Origin of the sequence: Cognatitamlana onchidii (assembly GCF_004804355.1) — a bacterium.
GTDB lineage: Bacteria > Bacteroidota > Bacteroidia > Flavobacteriales > Flavobacteriaceae > Cognatitamlana > Cognatitamlana onchidii.
In genome coordinates, this window is sequence record NZ_SRWZ01000008.1 from 65,319 (window position 1) to 84,906 (window position 19,588).

The 19,588-nt window shown below is 34.7% G+C and carries 9 protein-coding genes; 1 reads left to right on the plus strand and 8 read right to left on the minus strand.

Translation table 11 applies throughout. The features are described from left to right. Nucleotides 1–210: 210 nt before the first annotated feature. From E5D58_RS14205 to E5D58_RS14215, 3 genes are all read right to left on the minus strand, one after another. Nucleotides 211–4,248 (minus strand): hybrid sensor histidine kinase/response regulator transcription factor, encoded by a 4,038-nt coding sequence (locus tag E5D58_RS14205; RefSeq protein WP_136482914.1) that lies wholly within the window; start codon nucleotides 4,246–4,248, stop codon nucleotides 211–213. Nucleotides 4,249–4,454: 206 nt separating this feature from the next. Further along, nucleotides 4,455–5,495 (minus strand): GntR family transcriptional regulator, encoded by a 1,041-nt coding sequence (locus E5D58_RS14210; protein WP_136482916.1) that lies wholly within the window; start codon nucleotides 5,493–5,495, stop codon nucleotides 4,455–4,457. A 122-nt stretch (nucleotides 5,496–5,617) separates the two neighbouring features. Next, nucleotides 5,618–7,081 (minus strand): sulfatase, encoded by a 1,464-nt coding sequence (locus E5D58_RS14215; RefSeq protein WP_136482918.1) that lies wholly within the window; start codon nucleotides 7,079–7,081, stop codon nucleotides 5,618–5,620. Between the two features lie 276 nt (nucleotides 7,082–7,357). On the opposite strand from E5D58_RS14215, the gene E5D58_RS14220 reads away from it, so the two are divergent. Then, nucleotides 7,358–10,333, plus strand: a complete 2,976-nt coding sequence (locus tag E5D58_RS14220) for a glycoside hydrolase family 2 protein (RefSeq protein ID WP_168796701.1) — start codon at nucleotides 7,358–7,360, stop codon at nucleotides 10,331–10,333. 165 nt (nucleotides 10,334–10,498) lie between these two features. Here E5D58_RS14220 and E5D58_RS14225 read toward each other — a convergent pair whose 3' ends face one another. The 5 genes from E5D58_RS14225 to E5D58_RS14245 are packed head-to-tail and all read right to left on the minus strand — an operon-like array spanning nucleotide 10,499 to nucleotide 19,417. Next, nucleotides 10,499–12,031 carry a sulfatase family protein gene (locus E5D58_RS14225; RefSeq protein ID WP_136482921.1) on the minus strand — a complete coding sequence of 511 codons (1,533 nt, stop codon included), beginning with the start codon at nucleotides 12,029–12,031 and terminating at the stop codon, nucleotides 10,499–10,501. A 33-nt stretch (nucleotides 12,032–12,064) separates the two neighbouring features. Next, nucleotides 12,065–12,922 (minus strand): 3-keto-disaccharide hydrolase, encoded by an 858-nt coding sequence (locus E5D58_RS14230; protein ID WP_168796702.1) that lies wholly within the window; start codon nucleotides 12,920–12,922, stop codon nucleotides 12,065–12,067. 37 nt (nucleotides 12,923–12,959) lie between these two features. Next, nucleotides 12,960–13,937, minus strand: a complete 978-nt coding sequence (locus E5D58_RS14235; RefSeq protein ID WP_136482925.1) for a family 43 glycosylhydrolase — start codon at nucleotides 13,935–13,937, stop codon at nucleotides 12,960–12,962. Continuing rightward, a complete protein-coding gene (locus E5D58_RS14240; RefSeq protein ID WP_136482927.1) occupies nucleotides 13,937–16,687 on the minus strand; it encodes a family 78 glycoside hydrolase catalytic domain in 2,751 nt (916 codons plus the stop codon). The genes E5D58_RS14235 and E5D58_RS14240 overlap by 1 nt, the downstream gene beginning before the upstream one ends. A 6-nt stretch (nucleotides 16,688–16,693) precedes the next feature. After that, complete coding sequence (locus tag E5D58_RS14245; protein ID WP_136482929.1) at nucleotides 16,694–19,417, minus strand: family 78 glycoside hydrolase catalytic domain; 2,724 nt, start codon at nucleotides 19,415–19,417, stop codon at nucleotides 16,694–16,696. Nucleotides 19,418–19,588: the final 171 nt, after the last annotated feature.

The window sequence follows — 19,588 nt, forward strand, 5'->3', positions numbered from 1 at the left end:
GACTACTTATAATTTAAAGCGTTACAAGTAAGTGCCCTCAATTGAACCTTGAAACGAAAAACACCTAACGATACAGACAACATAAACCGCTTAAACTAACCTTAGTCACCCAATAGAATTCATCAAGAGATAACCAGTTTCGGCACGACTCAATGTTTCTATCTGAGGCAAAAATCACAATCAATTTAATTAATAAAGGTTATAAGCTACCTATGAATGCTCCTGCCTGAATTTTTTTGAAAACTCAGATGGCGTTATCCCGTATTTTTTTTGAAAAATCTGACTAAAGTATTTAGGTCTTTTAAAACCAACTTCAAAAGAAATTTCCGAGACACTTAGTTTATTTAACTCTAGCATTCTAGCGGCATGGTTTAACCTTACTTCTTGAATAAAATCGTTCGGCGTAGAATTTGTCCATGCCTTTATTTTTGTAAAAAGCATAGATCGACTCACCCCTAATTCTTCCGAAAAATGAGCAATATTAAACCCTTGATTAGAGACATTATCTTGAACTATTTTAAGAGCCTTCTTTAACAATTGCTCATCAAGAGAAGTTAAAGACAAATTTATGGCTGATAAACTCTCACTTGATGAAAATTTTTCCTTTAACCGCTTTTTTGACTCTAACAAATTATGAATTCTCAGATTAAATTCCTTCAAATTAAACGGTTTGCTAATGTAATCATCTGCACCACTTTCTAATCCTTCAAATTTATAAACCAAGGAAGATCTGGAGGTTAAAAGTATAACAGGTATATGACTCGTTGCCAAGGTTGTTTTAATTTTCGAGCACAATTCCGTTCCAACCATTTCTGGCATAATTACATCACTAATTATTAAATCTGGTAAATGCTTAATGGCTTTATCTAATGCTACTTTGCCATTTTCGGCTTGTAAAACATTATAATTTTGTTTTAGTATCTCTTTTATAAATGACCTGAGCACGGCATTATCTTCAACAACAAGAATGGTATACTCTTTATTTTCTGTAAGTAAATCTTCAGGAATACTTGTTAGTTGTATGTCCTTTACATCAATCTGTGCTGCGTATTGAGAGACATCATCACTCATTTTAAAAGTATCTAATACTTCATCCTCAGACAAATGGGCCCTACCCAATTTTAATTTTACAGTAAAAATTGAGCCTTTGGGTTCAAAATTATTTGCAGATATTTCTCCGTGATGCAGTTTTACAATATTGCTTGCTATAGACAAACCAATTCCTGTTCCTTTTTTATACACCTCCTCTATCTCATTCGTTGCAGGTATTTCAAAAAAGCGATCAAAAATCTTATCTAAATATTCCTCAGGAATACCCTCCCCTGAATCTCTAACCTCAACAAAAAGGTGCTCCTCTTTTTTGTAAATATTGATACTAATATCCCCGCCTTCAGTAGTATATTTAAAAGCATTTGAAATCAAATTATAGAATACCCGCTCTAACTTGTACCTATCGTAATACACAAGAATTTCATCGTCATTACAATGAAATTCATAATTGTAATTTCCGTTTTTAGCGTGTTCGGAAAAAGACAAATATATTTCCTTTAGAAACTTAACAATATTCCCCTCTGCTGCCGACAGTTTTAACTGGTTACTTTCTAGTTTCCTAAAATCCATCAACCTATTTATAAGCCTTAATAACCTATTTGCGCTGCTTTCGATGACTTTAAGTTTTTTGTACGTGGCATTAGAACCAGAGTAGTTCTCCAATATATTTTGAAGTGGTCCCAATATTAAAGTTAGCGGTGTTCTAAACTCATGAGAAATATTGGTGAAAAATTGTAGTTTAGATGTGTTTAAATCTTCAATTCTTTTGTTTTCTAAATACTCTAATTCTAACTTGTTTTTTAATCTTGCTTTAGACTGTAACATCCAAGTAATACCATAAAAGAGTCCAAAAAGCAAAAGAAAATAAATAGCATAAGCCCACCATGTTTTCCAAGGTGCAGGATGTATTATAACTTTTACATTAGTTGCTCTATTATTCCAAACATCATCATGATTTGCAGCTTTTACCTGAAAAGTATAAGTACCAGCAGTTTGGAGCGTAAAGAAAGCTTCTGTCTGTTTTGTATACATCCAAGAATCGTCTAGCCCTTTTAATCGATAAGCATATTTATTTCCATTAGGATTAATGTAATTTGGTAGAGCATAGCTTATAGAAAAATTAGAATTGTTGTAATCTAATTCCAGTAAATCAGTATAATTCAAGCTTTTGGTTAAGACTTTATTTTCGTCACCAATATTTACAGTTTCATTTTTAATTTTTAATTTAGACAAAACTACCTTTGGTACCTCAGTAATTTTGATGATGTTCTTAGGATTAAAAACAGTAACGCCATAAGAATCTCCAAAATAAAGATTATCATTTACCTTTAAACTCGCGTTTTCTCGAAAACTTTTAATTAATTTACTAGTCTGATTATAAGTGAAGCTTTTTCCTGTAACAGAATTAAATTTTACAATACCTGTATCTGTACTTATCCATAAAACACCTTTTTCACCCTCTAAAATAGAATTAACTGTTGAAAATCTATCTTTATAAGGAATCTTTGCCCTCTCGAACTTTTCTCCATTAAACTTATAAAGCCCCATGGTTAATGTACCCGCCCAAACAACGTTATTAGAATCTTTAAAAACACTAGTAACATTATTAACTACTAAAGGATTGTTTTTAAAATAATTTTTTACATTAAAATTACCCGCTTTGTTAACCTCAATTAAAGATACACCTCCCATTCCTCCAACAACTAAATTGTCATCATCATCTACAACAATAGTTTTCACAATGTTTGTTGCAATTTTTGGTCGGTTATACGTAGAAGAAAGCTTAGTTTTTAAGTTGTACTTAACAAGTCCTTTACCAAAAGTGCCGATATACAAATTTTGCTTAGAATCTTTTTTTATTTCGTTAATAATTGTATTCTTTAAATAAGCATTTAATTCTTTAGAAAAATAGTTATCCAAGGCTTTTTTAGCCTTTATATCAAATACAATTAAGCCTTTATTGGTAGTTCCAATAAAAAGCAAATTAGGAACGCAGAAAAACATTGATTTTATTGTATGACCTATATTATTCTCTAAGGTCTTTATTTTATAAACTTCAGAAATATTACCTTGTTTATCTATTATGTTTACAATACCACCTTCAGTTGCAAAATACACCTTGCCATCTTCATCTGCTACAATACTATTGGTAATGTGGTTGTTAGAATTATTATTTTTAATATGAAAGAAGTTTTGATAAGATTTATGCCACGTTATAACACCTGCATTTTGTGTACTTAACCAAAAAAACCCATTTTTACCTTTATAAATACTTCTTATATTATTTTGAAAACTATAATTATCTTGCTTTGTACTAGCTTGGTTGGTGTTTGAAACAATGTAAAGACCATTTGTACATGCCATCCATAAATTTTCATCTTCATCAATTTCCAAATCCCTTATGTCCAAGTTTTCTGGCAATTTATATTCCTTAGGACGATAAAACTCTTCTGTTTTAATATTAAAGTTTAAGTAACCTCTATATCTAGTTGCAACACCTAATATATTAGGTGCAATTTCTATAATACTGTTTACATAAATTTCATTGTTTTGATTATCAACATTATATTTCTTGACTTTAAACTTATTGTTCTTGTCTAATACAACTTTTATTATTCCGGCATTTGTGGACAACCAAATATTTTGATTTTTATCTATATAAATATCATGTATACGCCTTAATCCTTCATCTTTGCTTCCATATAGAAATCGTATAAATCGTTGTTTCTTTTTTTCATAAATAGAAATACCATCTGCTGTACCAAACCAAATGTTACCTCCACGCATTTCTTTACTACAAAAAATCAAGCTATGCGTTAAAGAATGCTTATTTTTCTTTTGCCTATAGTACCTTTTAAATTTATTAGTTTTCGGGTCATAGCGGTTTAAACCATTATAAGTCCCCGCCCAAACGTATCCATCTCTATCAACTAAAACATTAGAAACTTCACTAGTACTTATACTATGTTTATCTTTTGGTACATTTCTATATACTGTAAACTCTTGTCCGTTGTATTTGTTTAAGCCATTGCTAGTTGCAAACCAAAGCTGTCCGAACTTGTCTTGTGCTATTGATGAAACATTATTGTTAGATAGACCGTCAGATATATTAATATATCTAAAATTATAATTATCAAACTGGGCAAACAACAAGTTTATGTTGACAATCAAGAATAAAACCAGTAACCTTAAATTCATTAAACTTTATTAAAGTATTGATGCTAAATTAACCAAAGAAGTTTATTTTTTTTAACATACAGCCAAGAATTCCAAAGCTAAAAAATTGTTGAGTTCTATAATACCTGTTTTTTTAAAATTAGTGTTTTAGCTTTCTTTTTAAATAAAAAAGGAAGCCCATTTTGTACACAGACTCCCTACTTTTTTTACTACAAACTATGCTCAGGTTAAATTGAACCTCTATCTAAAAAATAAAATGGCACTTTTGCCTTTTCCTTGATATTTTCTGTAATCATTTTTGCTGCTTGTTTTCCCATGGCATTAAAATCACTTGAGATAACCGTTATACCAAGTACTTGTTTTAATGGTGTATCATTATAGGAAATAACCCCTACATCTTTGCCCAATTCATATTCACTTTCCTTAATATGGTTCATAACTCTAACTAAATCATCATCTTCAATAGTGATATAAAGGTTTTTACTTTCTAAGTTGAATTGACTTGGAATCTCTTCAATTATTTCAAAATTAAAAGCATGAAAAGAGCAGTACTTCCTGAAACCATCCAATATTTTTCTTGGATATGGATAAAATGATGTTTCAGGATACACAAGCGTTAACTTATCATACTTCTTTATTTTTTCGGTTCCACTATGTAAAGCGGCAAAAATATCATTTTCAAAATCTTGACAAACTTCAACACAATCACCTTTAATTTCATGATCGCCATTATCTAAAAGCACTAAGTTTTCCTTAGGTATGTCATTTATAACCTCACGCACTTTTTGAGTAAAACTGGTATGGGATAAACTCTCTGTCCGGAAATGCGGCATGATAACAAAGTAACTATAATCTGATTTGTATTTTGCCATTAGTTCTAAAAACAAGGTTTCATCGCAATGATAGCTATGAAGATCAACGTGACACCCTTCTCCCATTTCTTTCAAAAAAGAATTGTAAACCTTCATTTTATAAGGACTTAATTTGTTTACCAGAAATAAGATATTGAGCTTTGATATGAGTTGATTTTTTGCAATATAAGTTCCCTTACCATGCACAGAAACAATAACATTACGTTTTTTTAAAACCCTATAAGCCCTTTCAACAGTGTCTCTCGACAAATAAAATTCTTGACTCAGCTTATTTATTGAAGGTACCTTATCACCAATTTTCGCGTTACCGTTAGAAATATTATAAACAATAGAATCTATAATTTGCAAGTACTTTGGCACCATAGATTCAGCATCCAGTTTTATAAGGTCTATCATAATTATCTTTTTTTCAAAATTATGCAACCAGATAAAACCAATAATCTTAAATAGGGTAACTAAAAGTTTTTTAACATAAATTAAGCCTTGTTTAAACGCTTGTTAAGCTTGCGTTAATAAGTCTATTTTTTTCTAGGTATGTCATTCTGAGGAAACGGTTTATCTCTAGGAAACTGTTCTTCTAGAAGGCCTTTCATTCTTATTTCTGTCTCTGAATACTGGCTTTTACCTGACAAATTTACAAACGACAATAAACTATTTTTATGTTCATACAGTTCTACTCCCAAAACCTCATTGGTGTTTGAGTTCCTCCATTCGGTATATCGCCATTGGCCATCGGTAGCTGTACAACCCATAATTTTTGTTCCTCTTCCATAAACGCTCGTAGCGACATCATCCCATTTTTTATGTGGATTATCAATTACAGACAGTATGCTTTTTCCATCGGACGCAGGTCCTTCTAATTGACATAGTTCTACCAGTGTTGGAAACAAATCCACATTTTCAACTAAGGCATCCGATGTTTGTCCCGAAACCCGATTTTTATAAACAGTTTCTCTACTAATTATTAATGGCACTCTTACATCAATTTCAACATTAGAATGCTTACACCAAGCACCATATTCACCAATTTTATAACCGTGGTCACTCATAAAAATAACAACCGTGTTTTTTCTTAAATCCAAGTCTTCTAACGCCTTCATCACCTTACCAACTTGAGCATCAACATAACTTACCGACGCATGATAACCATGAATTAAAGTCCTTGTTAAATCATCATTTAAATCGCCCTCTTTAGGAATATTATAATACCCTTTAAGCTCACCCCATTTACTTAAAGCTAAGCTATACATACCCTCTGGTTTTTTTCTGGAAGGCACTTCAAAACTATTTCGATCATATAGATCCCAATACTTTTTTGGAGCATTAAAAGGTAAATGCGGTTTACTTAATCCTATAAAAATCATAAACTTATCATTCTTTACCTCATGTAATGTTTTAATAGCGTATTTAGCCGCACGTCCATCTTTATACCCTTCATCTTCTACATCGGCATCTTCATAAGCAGGACCTTTAAGTGGCTTCACGCCTTCATCCGCCAAACGCTTCAATAGCGCTTTATTTTCGGGTTTATTATACGTATTCTTCTCTTTTTCAAAATAGGTAGTCCAATACGCTTTATCATCTGTGCTATGATGATAAACTTTGCCTATACTTACAGTTTTGTATCCATTTTCCTTAAAGAGCTGTGGCATGGAAACAACATCTTTATGTACGCTCCTTAAAGGTGTGAATATGCTATAAATTCCTAAAGTTTCTGGGCGCAACCCTGTTAAAGTACTCATTCTGGAAGGCGCGCATATTGCCTGTTGGACATAAGCTTTATTAAACAACACACCCTCTGTTGCTAGTTTATCAATATTGGGGGTTTTTGCTGTCTTACTTCCATAACACCCTAATTCCGCTCGTAAATCATCAATATAAAATACAAGAACATTAGGTTGTATATCTGAATCACTTTGCTGCCCCGAAGCCGTAAAAAAACTACATAATAAGACTACAAAAAATAAAATATTACGCTTCATTTAAACTTGTTATAATTAGAGTATAAAATTATTACATAGTTAAACAAAATGCATCCTGTACTGTATTGAAATTTAATTCAAAACCTGCTGGATGAAAAAAACCATCCTTTCCATATTGACAACTTCATCTCGGAAAAGAAAATAGTCTATAAAAAATTACAACATCGACTTCAAAAAAAACCGCAATATCGCATTAATTCAACACAGTACAGGACAGATATTACTCCCACAATACGTAGACTTGCGTTTAAATTTCGTCTGTTTTATATGTATCAATTGAACTTAAAATTAGTCTTTATTTTAATAACCATTATTGGTTTAAATTCAGAGTCTTGTGTTAGTCAGAAAAAAAACACAAACAAAGAGAAAACAAACCTTAGTAGAATTAAATATAATTTTAATCCAGCTTGGAAGTTTGTTAAAGAAAACCCTGAGAATGCAGAAAAAATTGATTTTAATGATAGCTCATGGGATACTGTAAGTTGTCCGCATACCTTCAATGATATTGATACCTTTGACGATTACAGCCTTGGGCATCATGACGGTGAAGCGAATCAGTGGCGAGGAACTGTTTGGTATCGAAAGCATTTCAAACTACCAGAATCGGATAAAGGAAAAAAAGTATTTATTGAATTTGAATCGGTTAGACAAATAGCAGATGTTTACATAAATGGCACACATCTCGGGCAAAACCAAACAGGCTTTATTCCTTTTGGATATGATTTGACACCTCACCTAAATTTTAATGGTGACAACGTTCTAGCCGTAAAAGTTAACAATGACAGAGAAGACCATTTTAGAGAAAATTTCCCCTTAGTTTGGAATCATGAGCATTGGCATCCTACTCATGGTGGCATATATCGTAATGTTTTTTTACATGTGATGGATCCACTTCATATTACACTACCTCTATATGATAATCTAGAAACACTAGGTACATATGTATACGCAGACAACATATCTGAGACCGAAGCTGATATCTTTGTAAACGCTGAAGTTCAAAATGAATATAACGAGAATAAAACCGTTAGTTTTAAGGCCAACATATTCGATTACGAGGGCACACTTGTTGCGACTTCTGAAACAGAACAAGACGTAAAAGCTGGAGAAAAACTAACGTTTTCTACAAAAACGCATATTGAAAACCCTAATCTTTGGTACACCCGAAACCCATACATGTATTCAGTACAAAGCGTTTTACTGATAGACGGTAAAGTAATAGATTCGTATAACACTCCATTAGGTATACGAAACTTTAAATTCGATAAGGACAAAGGTTTTTTTAATAATGGTGAACACGCCAAATTGCATGGTTGGGGACAAAAACCTACTAATGCCTGGGCAGGATTAGGTGCAGCATTACCAGATTGGCTGCGCGACCATACATTTCAATTAATGGATGAAGCTGGAGGGAATTTTATTAGATGGGGGCATTGTGCAGGATCACCAGCCGAGGCTGATATGGCCGATAAATATGGTTTTGTAACCCTAATGCCTGGTGTAAGTGGTGAATCGGAGGATGCTGGAGAAACCTGGGACATCCGTATAAAAGCATTTAAAGATATGATAGTCTATTACCGAAATCATCCATCCATATTTATCTGGGAAGGAGGTAATTGGGCAGAAAGCGAGGCTCACTATAAAGAAATTCTAAATATTATCAATACGTTTGACCCGAATGGTAAACGCCCTATGGGGAATAGAAGAGCCGATGTTAAAAATGATTCTGAAGGCTATATTTCAATAGAGATTGGTACCGAAGGTTGGGAACGCGAATATCCTGATTTGCCTGTTATTGAAAGCGAATACATGCGTGAAGAAGCCCCAAGACGTATATGGGACAAAAATTCACCAGATGACAATTTCTTCAGTCACCCGAATATAGATAAAAACACTTATAAAATCACTTCAGAACAATTTGCTGTAAGACAAGTACAACATTGGTGGGACAAAATGGGCAGAAAAGCCTATCATGTAGGCGGAGCAAACTGGATTTTTAGCGATGGGACACATGGTGGTCGTGGCCAAACTGAGGTTACCAGAGCCAGTGGTGAAGTCGACGCTGTGCGTTTACCGAAAGAAGCTTTTTATGCACTTAAAGCTATGTGGCGTCCAGAACCTCAGGTACATATTATTGGACATTGGAATTACAATGAAGGTACAACAAAAGATATCTTTGTGGTATCCAACACTGCAGGTGTAAAATTATATGTTAATGATATATTAATTGGAGAAAACACATCTCCTACAAGTGGATATCTATACACTTTTAAAAACGTTGTCTGGGAAGCCGGTAAAATTAAAGCAGAGGGAATTATTGACAATAGCGTTAAAGTAACCCAAACGAAAACCACAGCAGGAAAACCAGTAGCTCTAAAACTAACTCCAATTATCGGTCCTAAAGGATGGCTTGCTGATGGTTCTGATATAGCACTAATTGATGTAGAAGTTGTAGATGCTAAAGGACAAAGATGTCCTTTAGCTAAGGGACATGTTGACTTTAGCATAACTGGACCAGCCATTTGGCGTGGTGGCTACAATAGTGGAAAACCCAATTCAACAAATAACCTATTTTTAGATCTAGAAGCTGGTATTAATCGTGTGGCCCTGCGCTCAATATTAGAGCCGGGAAACATTACCGTTTCGGCTACTTTCCAAGAATTACCAATGGCAAGTGTAGAATTAACATCAAATCCGATAGACCTTAAAAACGGATTAACAGCCGAGTTACCTCAAGTATATGAACAGGTCTTAACTGAGGAGCCCATGCCTGTTCATATCCCAGATATTCCAGAATACATTCCTGGTAAAACAAATAAAAGTAAACTATTTACAAAATTTAGCTATACTGGTGATGGCAAGGCTATGTTACGCACGAATATGCATTGGGGTAAAAAGGCCTACACAGACATGGAAGAAAACTATACGGTAATTCCAAAATACCTAAGAGGCTCTGAATACATAAGAACACCAAATTCCGATAATAGATATTGGGCTAGAGACCAGCTTCAATTTATTGCTGGCCTTAAAATGCACATATATGTATTACATGACGATACGGTTAAACGACCTGAATTCTTGTTAGACGATTACCAAGATACAGGCGACGATATTAAAGTTGGTAACGTTGTAATGTCTATTTTTCATCGGGTGGCCGAAGCTGGCGATAGTATCATTATGGCAGGGAATAGTGATGGTGATGCCCCAAAGGATTGCAGAATGTATACGGTCATAGGAAAAGTGTTTAAATAACAGCTATTTATAAGCAATAAAAAAGAGGAACTAAGTTGTAATTGAGGCTAAGTTCCTCTTTTTATAAATTATTTGTTTTCATCAGATCAGGGCACTCTAAGACTCCTAAACCTTGTCGCGTCTATAATTTCAAAAAATTAACACAATAAAAGCAAACGCCATGAACTAATTAGAAATTGGTTTAGGGGATTGCACAATTTTTGTGCTTCCTACATTTTTAAGTTCTCCTTCGCCTTCATTAAAGCCCCAATGTGGTATCGCTTTTTTCTTTGGATCTAAAATGTAATTGTACTTTTTCAAATAATAGTCACGTGTTCCAAATTCATCACTAATTTGAGTGAGCGCTTTATTTAACTGTTCATCTAAATCCTTCTGAATTTCACTCAATTCAGCCTTTCCTAATAAATTATTTTGCTGAAAAGGGTCTGCGATATTATCATAAAACATACTGGGGCCACTAGGTGTTCTAGCATAAGTATATTGTTTAGTCTTAATTGCTCGATACGGTTCATCCTTGAAGTTCGCACCAAAAGGTGCAGGATTCATAACCAATGCCGCCCTATCCGCATTAGGATCTGGATTTATTAGTAAGTCTTTTAGGTTCTCCCCTTCAATTCCTACTGGTATATCTATATCGGTTAGCCCTAATAATGAAGGTAATATATCAGGCGTCGTTAATGGTGCATTTACTACGGCACCTTTATTTTTATCAATACCTGGATAACGAATTAAAAAAGGCACGCGAATAGATTCGTCCCACGCAAGTTGCTTTACAAATGGTTTAACATCATGCGCTCCCATCATTTCTCCGTGGTCTGCAGAAAATACCACAATGGTATTATCCATTAAATTAAGTTCGTTAAGTTTATTAAGAACCCTCCCTATAGCTTCATCCGTTGCCGTGGCATGCGCATAATACCCCTGCAATTCTTCCCGGCAACGTTGTTTAAATTTCTCCGGAATATTAGGGTTTAATGTTAAGGAATCCATTGGATACATATCCTTATATTTTTTAGGCGCCGAATTATGCGGATAATGTGGTGTCGCTATTGAAATAAGGGCTAAAAATGGCTTATCGCTCTTAGCATGTTCCGTTACATAATTATTAGCATCTTTTACTATGGCAAACGGTGAGTATTCATCCCAATATTTCAACGTTTCATTGTTGTTATCATAATACGGCATTTTTGTGTAATTATGTGAACATTCCAAAGCCTTCCAATAATCAAAACCTTGGCGTCTTTCCTTTGGAATAAAACTAGATCTGCCATGACCATCTAAATGCCATTTACCCCAATAGGCTGTATTATATCCAGCTGACTTGAAAATTTCTGCCATAGTTAATTCTTCTGCTGGCAAGTACAAATCGTTAAGAAACATACCTGTGGTGGTCGGAAATTTCCCGGTAAGCAACGATGCTCTATGAGGTGTACAAACAGGCATAACCGAAACTGCATTAGCAAAATTTACAGATTGTTTTGCAAATGCATCTAGGTTAGGTGTTTTCACATCGGGATTTCCAGCGTAACCCAAAGCCGAGCCACGCCACTGGTCCGTTAAAATATAAACGATGTTTGGTTTTTTAGCGGGGACTTCTGGATTCGTTTCTTTTTGAGTAACCTCGTTAGTTTTTGTTTTACAACCTGACATTGCAAAAAACGCAATTGTCATTAAGATTAGATACCTGTTAAATTTCATTATATATTGTTAATAATTAATTTTTACTCTTTGCTATAATTGAGCAGCCCTTCTTAGCTTTTTCGGAAACTTTGAAATGCGCCTAATATGTATATCCTTCATGTAACATTCTGCACTCTCCGATTGCAGTTGAATCTGTCCAGAAGTTAAAACCTCACCATCGGATTTTTTAGCATTTGTTAGCGCCAAAACCACTTTCCCATTGGTTACATGAATGGCCGAATCTTCGAGTACATATAAATCAATTCGATTCCATTCTCCATGGGGAAGTTCTGCATCAAGAGCATTTTTGGTATGCGAATTGTTTTTTACTTTTGACATGGGATCCCACTGCTTTTTATCATCGACAGTAGTCGTTGCCTTTGTACCTCCTAAAACATATAAATCTCCAAAATCTTCTTCTTGAACCTGATATTCTAAACAAGCTTTCCAAACATTCCAGAAGGCCCCATGTTCACCATGGCAATGATAAAGTACCCCGCTATCTCGCTTTCTATCTAACCGTGGTTCATATTTCTTTTCACCCCATTTGAATAGTAATGTTAAATGATAATTAGAAAACTCCTTTTTCGAGGTTAAACCTGCATAAACCTCTCCAGATATGTTTAACACGAGTTCACCATTTTCGTCTTTTACAACCTTATATATTCCCATAGGATCTCCCAATCCAATAGGCGCTTTATTATCACCATTTACATCTTTCTTATAATTTTCGGGAAGGTTCTTAACAGAATTTTCAGGAACCCCCGTAAAAGGCTCCCATTGTGATAAATTATCATCCAATAGGTTGACCCATTCATTCGATTTTACCTTGTCTATTGGTTTCTTAACGCCTTCCTGTCCCGTAGAAAACAAACTACATAGTCCAAACAGACAAGTAAAAAGGAACATCTTTAAATATTTTTTTAGCCTCATAATTAATTTATTATTAGTCAACCTTTCTTACTCCTTTGTTAGTAGCATAAATTTCTTGAATGGTGCCATCTTCATTATAATACAAATACTCTATAGCCGTATTTCTACTAAATTTTGAACCGCCGTTCCAATGTTGCCAATGGTAAAAGAAATAATCTTGTCCTTTATAGTTTACAATAGAATGATGGTCTTGTCTTTGTTTTGGATTGATAGCGCCTTTGTACTCAAATGGTCCATATGGGCTATCCCCCATCGCATAAAATCCACCTAAACCAGCGTTGTATGAAAAGTAATAGACACCATTTCTCTTATGCATGTAACTGGCTTCAAAAAAGTTATCGCTTCCATATTCAATGGTTCTTGGTTTTTCGGCTAACTCTAAAAGATTATCTTTTAAACGGGCTACTTTCGGTGCTTTTACGCCCCAGTATAAATACACTTTTCCATCATCATCCTCAAACACGCAGGGGTCAAGCCATTGGCCTTCCACACCCTCAATCCAACCAATATCTCTAAAAGGTCCTTCAGGAACATCGCTCACCGCAACCCCGCAGCGCATATCGTCTTTAGAGCCTAAAACTGAATGTGGATATAGTAAATAGTACTTATCATTCTTATAGATAGCCGTTGGCGCCCACATCCATCCGCTAGAACCCCAAGGAATATCTCTGGAATGCAATACTTCACCATGGTCTGTCCAATTCACCATATCTCTGGATGAAAATGCTCGATAACCATCCATAGAATCGTAAAATGTAGCATCTTCCATATCGCGAGACGTGTACATCCACACTTTGCCATCGCTCCAAATATGAGCAGAAGGATCAGCAGTGCGAACATGACGAATTACTGGGTTAGTACCCTCACTAGATTGGGATGGCTCTGCTTCCTTTACCGGATTAGATACCTGTTCTTTATTTTGATTTTTACAGCTCACTATTGATAACACAGTTATCAATACAACAGAAACTATATGAAACCTTTGATTCATTATAATTTAGACTTAAACGTGTATGTTCCTGGTTGTACCAATAATTCTGTATCGCCAGTGTCTGAGCTCATCGATTTTATATCATTTGTATCTTCAATCGATTCTGCAGTTCCTGGTAATATAACTTTTGCTGTTGTATTTGGTGGAATAGTGACATTTAAAGTAAAAGTGCCTTCATTAATTTTCCATGAAGAAGCAACTTTCCCATACGGTGTATTTAATTCTGCAGACGCTGAGGTTAATGGACTTTTAGGTTCTGGGGCAATACGAATGGCTTTATAACCTGGCTCTAAAGGTGCAATCGCCCCAATTCTTTCATACATCCACTCGCCTATAGCACCGTAAGCATAATGGTTTAAGCTATTCATTTTTTGAGGGTTAAACCCTTCTGCCTTACTGTAACTGTTCCAACGTTCCCAAATAGTTGTTGCCCCTTGATTTATAGAATAGAACCACGATGGGTAGGTTTCGTTAAACAGTAGTTTATACATTAAATCTATCTCACCCATTTCATCCAGAATTTCTGACAATAGTGGTGTTCCTAAAAAGCCTGTTCTTAAGTGATTATCTGCTTCGGCTATTTTTTCTAGGAGGTATTTTTTGGCATTGGCCTGTTTACCTTCAGACAATAAATCATAAGCTAATGCTAATAAATATGAGGTTTGTGTTTCTTCAACGCCTTTTACTTTTCCCGTTTCATCAAAAAATTCATTTTCAAAAGCATCTGCAACAGTTTTAAACAAGGCCTCATATTTAGCTTGCTCTTCTTTTTCACCTAATACCTCAGCAGTTTGCGCTGTTAATTTTGCTGAATGTGCAAAAAATGCTGTTCCAATTAAGCTTTTAGATGTATCTCCTCTATTATCGCCGTTTTTAGGAAGTGGTTGCAACCAGTCTGCAAAAAATCCCATAGAAGAAATATAATTTTTGGTAGTAGCCTCATGGTATGCTACCCACCCCTTCATGGTTTCAAAGTTTTCTTCAAGAATTCTTTTATCCCCAGTTCTGTTGTATATATCCCAAGGAATTATGGCACAGGCATCTCCCCACCCTGCACTTACTTTGTTATTAAAAAGCACATCTGGTACTACCCAAGGAATTCCTCCATCTTCATATTGGGATTCACGAACACTTTGTAACCAGCTTGCCCAGAATTTATAGACATCAGCATTAAAAATAGAAGTTGGACCAAAAACCTGTGCATCAGCAGTCCATCCCATACGCTCATCACGTTGTGGGCAATCTGTTGGAATATCAAAAAAGTTTCCACGTAAGCCCCAAACAATATTGCTTTGCAATTGATTTAATTTTTCATGAGAGGATGTAAATGTGCCATTTTCTTCAAAATCTGAATACTGCACCAAACCTGTTACCCAATCAATTGATGGTGTTTTTGAGGTATCAAATCCACTTAGCTCTATATATTGAAATCCATGAAATGTGAATTTTGGCATCCACTCTATCACACCATCTTTTGATGCTGTGTAATAGTTTGTAGACAAAGCTGTTCTATAGTTTTTTGTATAAAACGAACCATCTGGAGACAATTTTTCCGCAAATCGAATTTTAAGTGTCTCCCCTTTTTTCATTGGCACTTTAAGTAGTGGTACCCCAACCATGTTTTGCTGAAAATCGAAAATAAAAGCACCATCTTTTTCAATGACTTCTTTTGCTGCCAGCTCAATCTTAGATTTAACCGTGGTATGCCTTTTAGGTTCTAATCGTATATCCTTAGAAATAGGAAAAGTATTTACTGTTTCCCAATCTTTATCATTAAAATTATTGGTTGTCCAGCCTAGCATTTCTAGATTAGCGTCGTAAGTTTCGCCATCATATATTTCAGAAAGTCTAATAGGCCCATTGGTTGTTCCTTTCCAGCTCTCATCAGAAATAATGGTTTCTTTAGAACCATCTTGCATAGTTAATTCTAACTGACATAAAATTTTGGGTGTTTCTGTATCACTCCAATAAGATTCCATCCAACCTAAACGACCTGAATGCCAACCAGAAGCTACTTCAACGCCAATGGTATTTTGTCCAGACTCTATTAAATTAGTTACATCATAAGTAATAGTCTCTATTCGTTCTTGATAAGGGGTATATCCAGGTGGCATAACATCATCACTTACATCTTCACCATTTATAGCCAAATCAAATACACCCTTAGCTGTAATATATAATCTTGCCGATGCTACATCGTTAGACAATTCAAATCCTTTTCTTAAATATTGTGGACGATGAATAATATTATCTTGACTTCCTAATACTTTCTCTTTTTTAGTATCTAAGCCAATCCACTTTGCTTTCCAATCGCTGTTGTTTAATAACCCCAGTTCAAAATGATTTATAGCACTCCAGGGAGAAGCATCTTCATCTTGATTCCAATACTTTACCTGCCAATATACTTTTTGGCGAGACTGTAGAGGTTTACCTTCATATTTTATCCAAACAGACTGGTCTGTCATTTGCTTACCTGAATCCCATAAATCGGCATTATCGGGCAATAAATCTTCACTGGAGGCCACCACAATCTGGAAGGCTGACTGATGTTTAACATCTTCAGCAACAGGCAATTTCCAAGAAAATGTTGGGTTAGCGTCGTAAAACCCAAGTGGATTTTTAAAGCCTTCAGAAACGGTTAAATCATTTGCTTTTTCTATGGTTTTCTTTTCTTCACAAGAAATAAAACTTAAAAAGACAATACATAAAAGGGTTAGTAACAATGTCTTTTGTTTGGATTGAATATTCATTAGATTTCAATTTAGCTTCGTTTGAAATTTATAGGTACCTGCACCTACATTTTTTAGTTTTTGAGCCTCGTTTTCAGAAGTATTTGGAAGGTAAATTTCAGCTGTTGTGTTAGGAGGAATTATTACCTCTAAATTAAACAGATTGTCCTTTACTTCCCAAGAAGATGATGCTTTGCCGTAAGGTGTATTTACGCTGGCTGATGCCGATGTTAAGAAATCTACATTTGGCACGGGTGCAATTTTTATTTTTTTATAGCCTGGTTCTAAAGATGAAAGTCCCGCTATACGCTCGTACATCCATTGTCCAATGGCTCCATAAGCGTAATGGTTTAAGCTGTTCATTGGTTGCTTGTTATAACCATCTTCTATGCTATAACTATTCCAACGTTCCCACATCGTTGTGGCTCCTTGATTGATGGAGTAAAACCAAGATGGATAGGTTTCCTTAAACAGAATATCATACATCAAATCAATTTCTCCAATATCATCTAAAACCTTAGGCAAAATGGGAGTACCTAAAAAACCTGTTCCTAAATGATAATCGGCATTTTTAATTTCTTCCAATAAATATTTTTGAGCTTTTAGTTTGGTTTCTGGTTGTAGCAAATCAAAATATATGGCTAATAAATAGCTAGTTTGGGTTTGTTTTTCATTTATAAATTTTCCGTTTGTATCAAAAAACTTGTTTTCAAAAGCTAGAGCGATTTGTTTATATAAGTCTTTGTATTTTTTTTCGTCTTCAGTCTTACCAAGAACACCCGCTATTTTCGAAACCAAGTGCGCCGAATGGGCAAAATATGCTGTGTTTACAAATAATCTTGGTGTATCGCCTTTATTACCTTCTTTTCCAGATTTTGATGGATAAGGCTGTAACCAATCTGTATAGGAATAAATATTGGGAATAAAATCTTTCGATTTAGATTGATAGTAACCAACCCATTTTTTTCCCATATCATAATTCTCTTCCAAAACTGATTTATCTCCTGTGATATTGTAAATATCCCAAGGAATAATAACACAGGCATCGCCCCAACCTGAACTGGCACTATTTCTTTGTAATATATCAGGGATAACAAATGGCACTAAACCATTATCATGTTCAGATTGGGTTTCGCGCATACTTTGCAACCATGCCGTCCAAAACGCATGTCCTTTAAAATTAAACATGGCTGTTGGCGAAATCACTTGCGCATCACCAGTCCAACCCAAACGCTCATCACGTTGCGGGCAATCGGTTGGTATATCTAAAAGGTTGTCTCTTAAACCCCAAGTGATATTTTTTTGCAGTTGATTTAATTTATCATGTGATGATGTAAACGTTCCATTTTTTTCAAAATTAGAATGTTGCACCAATCCTTTTACCCAAGTTGAATTTGGAGTTGCGGAGGTATCAAATCCTGACAATTCTAAATATTGAAATCCGTGAAAGGTAAATTTTGGCGTATACTCGATAAGGCCATCTTTTGATGCGATATAATAATCTGTTGATTTTGCCGAACGATAATTTGTTGTATAAAACGTACCATCAGACAATAACATTTCTGAAAAGCGAATCTTTAAAGTATCACCTTTTTTCATCGGCACTCTTACTTTTGGTACGCCTACCATATTTTGTTTCAAATTGAAAATTACAAAAGATGTTGTCGACGATACAATTTCTGCATTCTCAAAAACTGTCATTATTTTTACAGTTTCATGACGTTTTGGTTCTAACTTTACACTATCAACTATAGGCTCTATTTCTGTATTTTCCCAAGAGGTATCATCAAACGTATTCATTGTCCAATTGGGCATTTCCAAATTGGCATCATACACTTCACCATCGAACAGACCTACTAAACGTATTGGCCCATTTGTTGTGCCTTTCCAAGTTTTATCAGAAATAATGGTTTTTTTTGAACCATCTTTTAAAGCGATTTCTAACTGGCATAAAACTTTTGGAGACGCTAAAAAGTCATAAACAGCTGTTCCTCTGGTAATTCTTCCTGAATGCCAACCAGATGCTAATTCTACTGAAATTGCATTTTTTCCTGAAGTTAACATATCGGTTACATCATAGGTCAGTGTTTCAAAACGTTTGTTATAGGGTGTCCAGCCCGGTGTTAACACATCATCACTAACATCTTTTCCATTCAAATGCACATCAAAAACGCCTTTCGAGGTGATGTATAATCTTGCTGATGCTACATCTGATGGCAAATCAAACCCTTTACGCAAATATTGTGGTTTGTGCATTAAAAAATCATGCACCCCTTTTATGCTATCTTTTGCAGTATCTAAACCTGCCCATTTTGCTTTCCAGTCAGAGTTATTTAGTAAGCCCAATTCAAAGGAATTAATTTCGCTCCAGTCTGACACGGTTCCATCTTGGTTCCAATATCGTACTTGCCAAAATACCTTTTGACGCGATTGCAATTCTTCTCCTTGGTAGCTTATGAATGTTGATGTTGAACTTTCCTGCTTTTTAGAGTCCCACAAATCTGGAGTATTCGGTAATATTTTTTTTGAAGAGGCTACAACAACTTGATATGCAGATTGCGATTTAACACCTGTTACTACTGGGAGTAACCACGAAAAGGTAGGTTTTGGGTTGTAAAAACCTATTGGATTTTTAAAACCTTCTGAAACAGTTAATCCTCTAGGTTTATCAATGGGGCTTTTACTACAAGAGACTATTACAATTAAGCATATTATAAGACATCCCTTAAAAAGTATTAGCTTCTGTTTCATTGAATGAAAATAAATTAAAATTATTTGTTAAATATGCAATGTCCTTAATTTAAATAAAAAAACTGTCCTGTAGTATCTAGATTTCAACTAACATTTAAAATCTCATAAAAAACACACTTAAGTAAAATTATATACTGACTAAACTAAAATTAAGCACGAAAATGAGTTGGT

Excerpts from the sequence above, each read along its gene's own strand:
- E5D58_RS14205 (WP_136482914.1), bottom strand. The coding sequence starts at position 4,248 with ATGAATTTAAGGTTACTGGTTTTATTCTTGATTGTCAACATAAACTTG.
- E5D58_RS14210 (WP_136482916.1), bottom strand. The coding sequence starts at position 5,495 with ATGATAGACCTTATAAAACTGGATGCTGAATCTATGGTGCCAAAGTAC.
- E5D58_RS14245 (WP_136482929.1), bottom strand. The coding sequence starts at position 19,417 with ATGAAACAGAAGCTAATACTTTTTAAGGGATGTCTTATAATATGCTTA.
- E5D58_RS14230 (WP_168796702.1), bottom strand. The coding sequence starts at position 12,922 with ATGTTCCTTTTTACTTGTCTGTTTGGACTATGTAGTTTGTTTTCTACG.
- E5D58_RS14215 (WP_136482918.1), bottom strand. The coding sequence starts at position 7,081 with ATGAAGCGTAATATTTTATTTTTTGTAGTCTTATTATGTAGTTTTTTT.
- E5D58_RS14240 (WP_136482927.1), bottom strand. The coding sequence starts at position 16,687 with ATGAATATTCAATCCAAACAAAAGACATTGTTACTAACCCTTTTATGT.
- E5D58_RS14235 (WP_136482925.1), bottom strand. The coding sequence starts at position 13,937 with ATGAATCAAAGGTTTCATATAGTTTCTGTTGTATTGATAACTGTGTTA.
- E5D58_RS14225 (WP_136482921.1), bottom strand. The coding sequence starts at position 12,031 with ATGAAATTTAACAGGTATCTAATCTTAATGACAATTGCGTTTTTTGCA.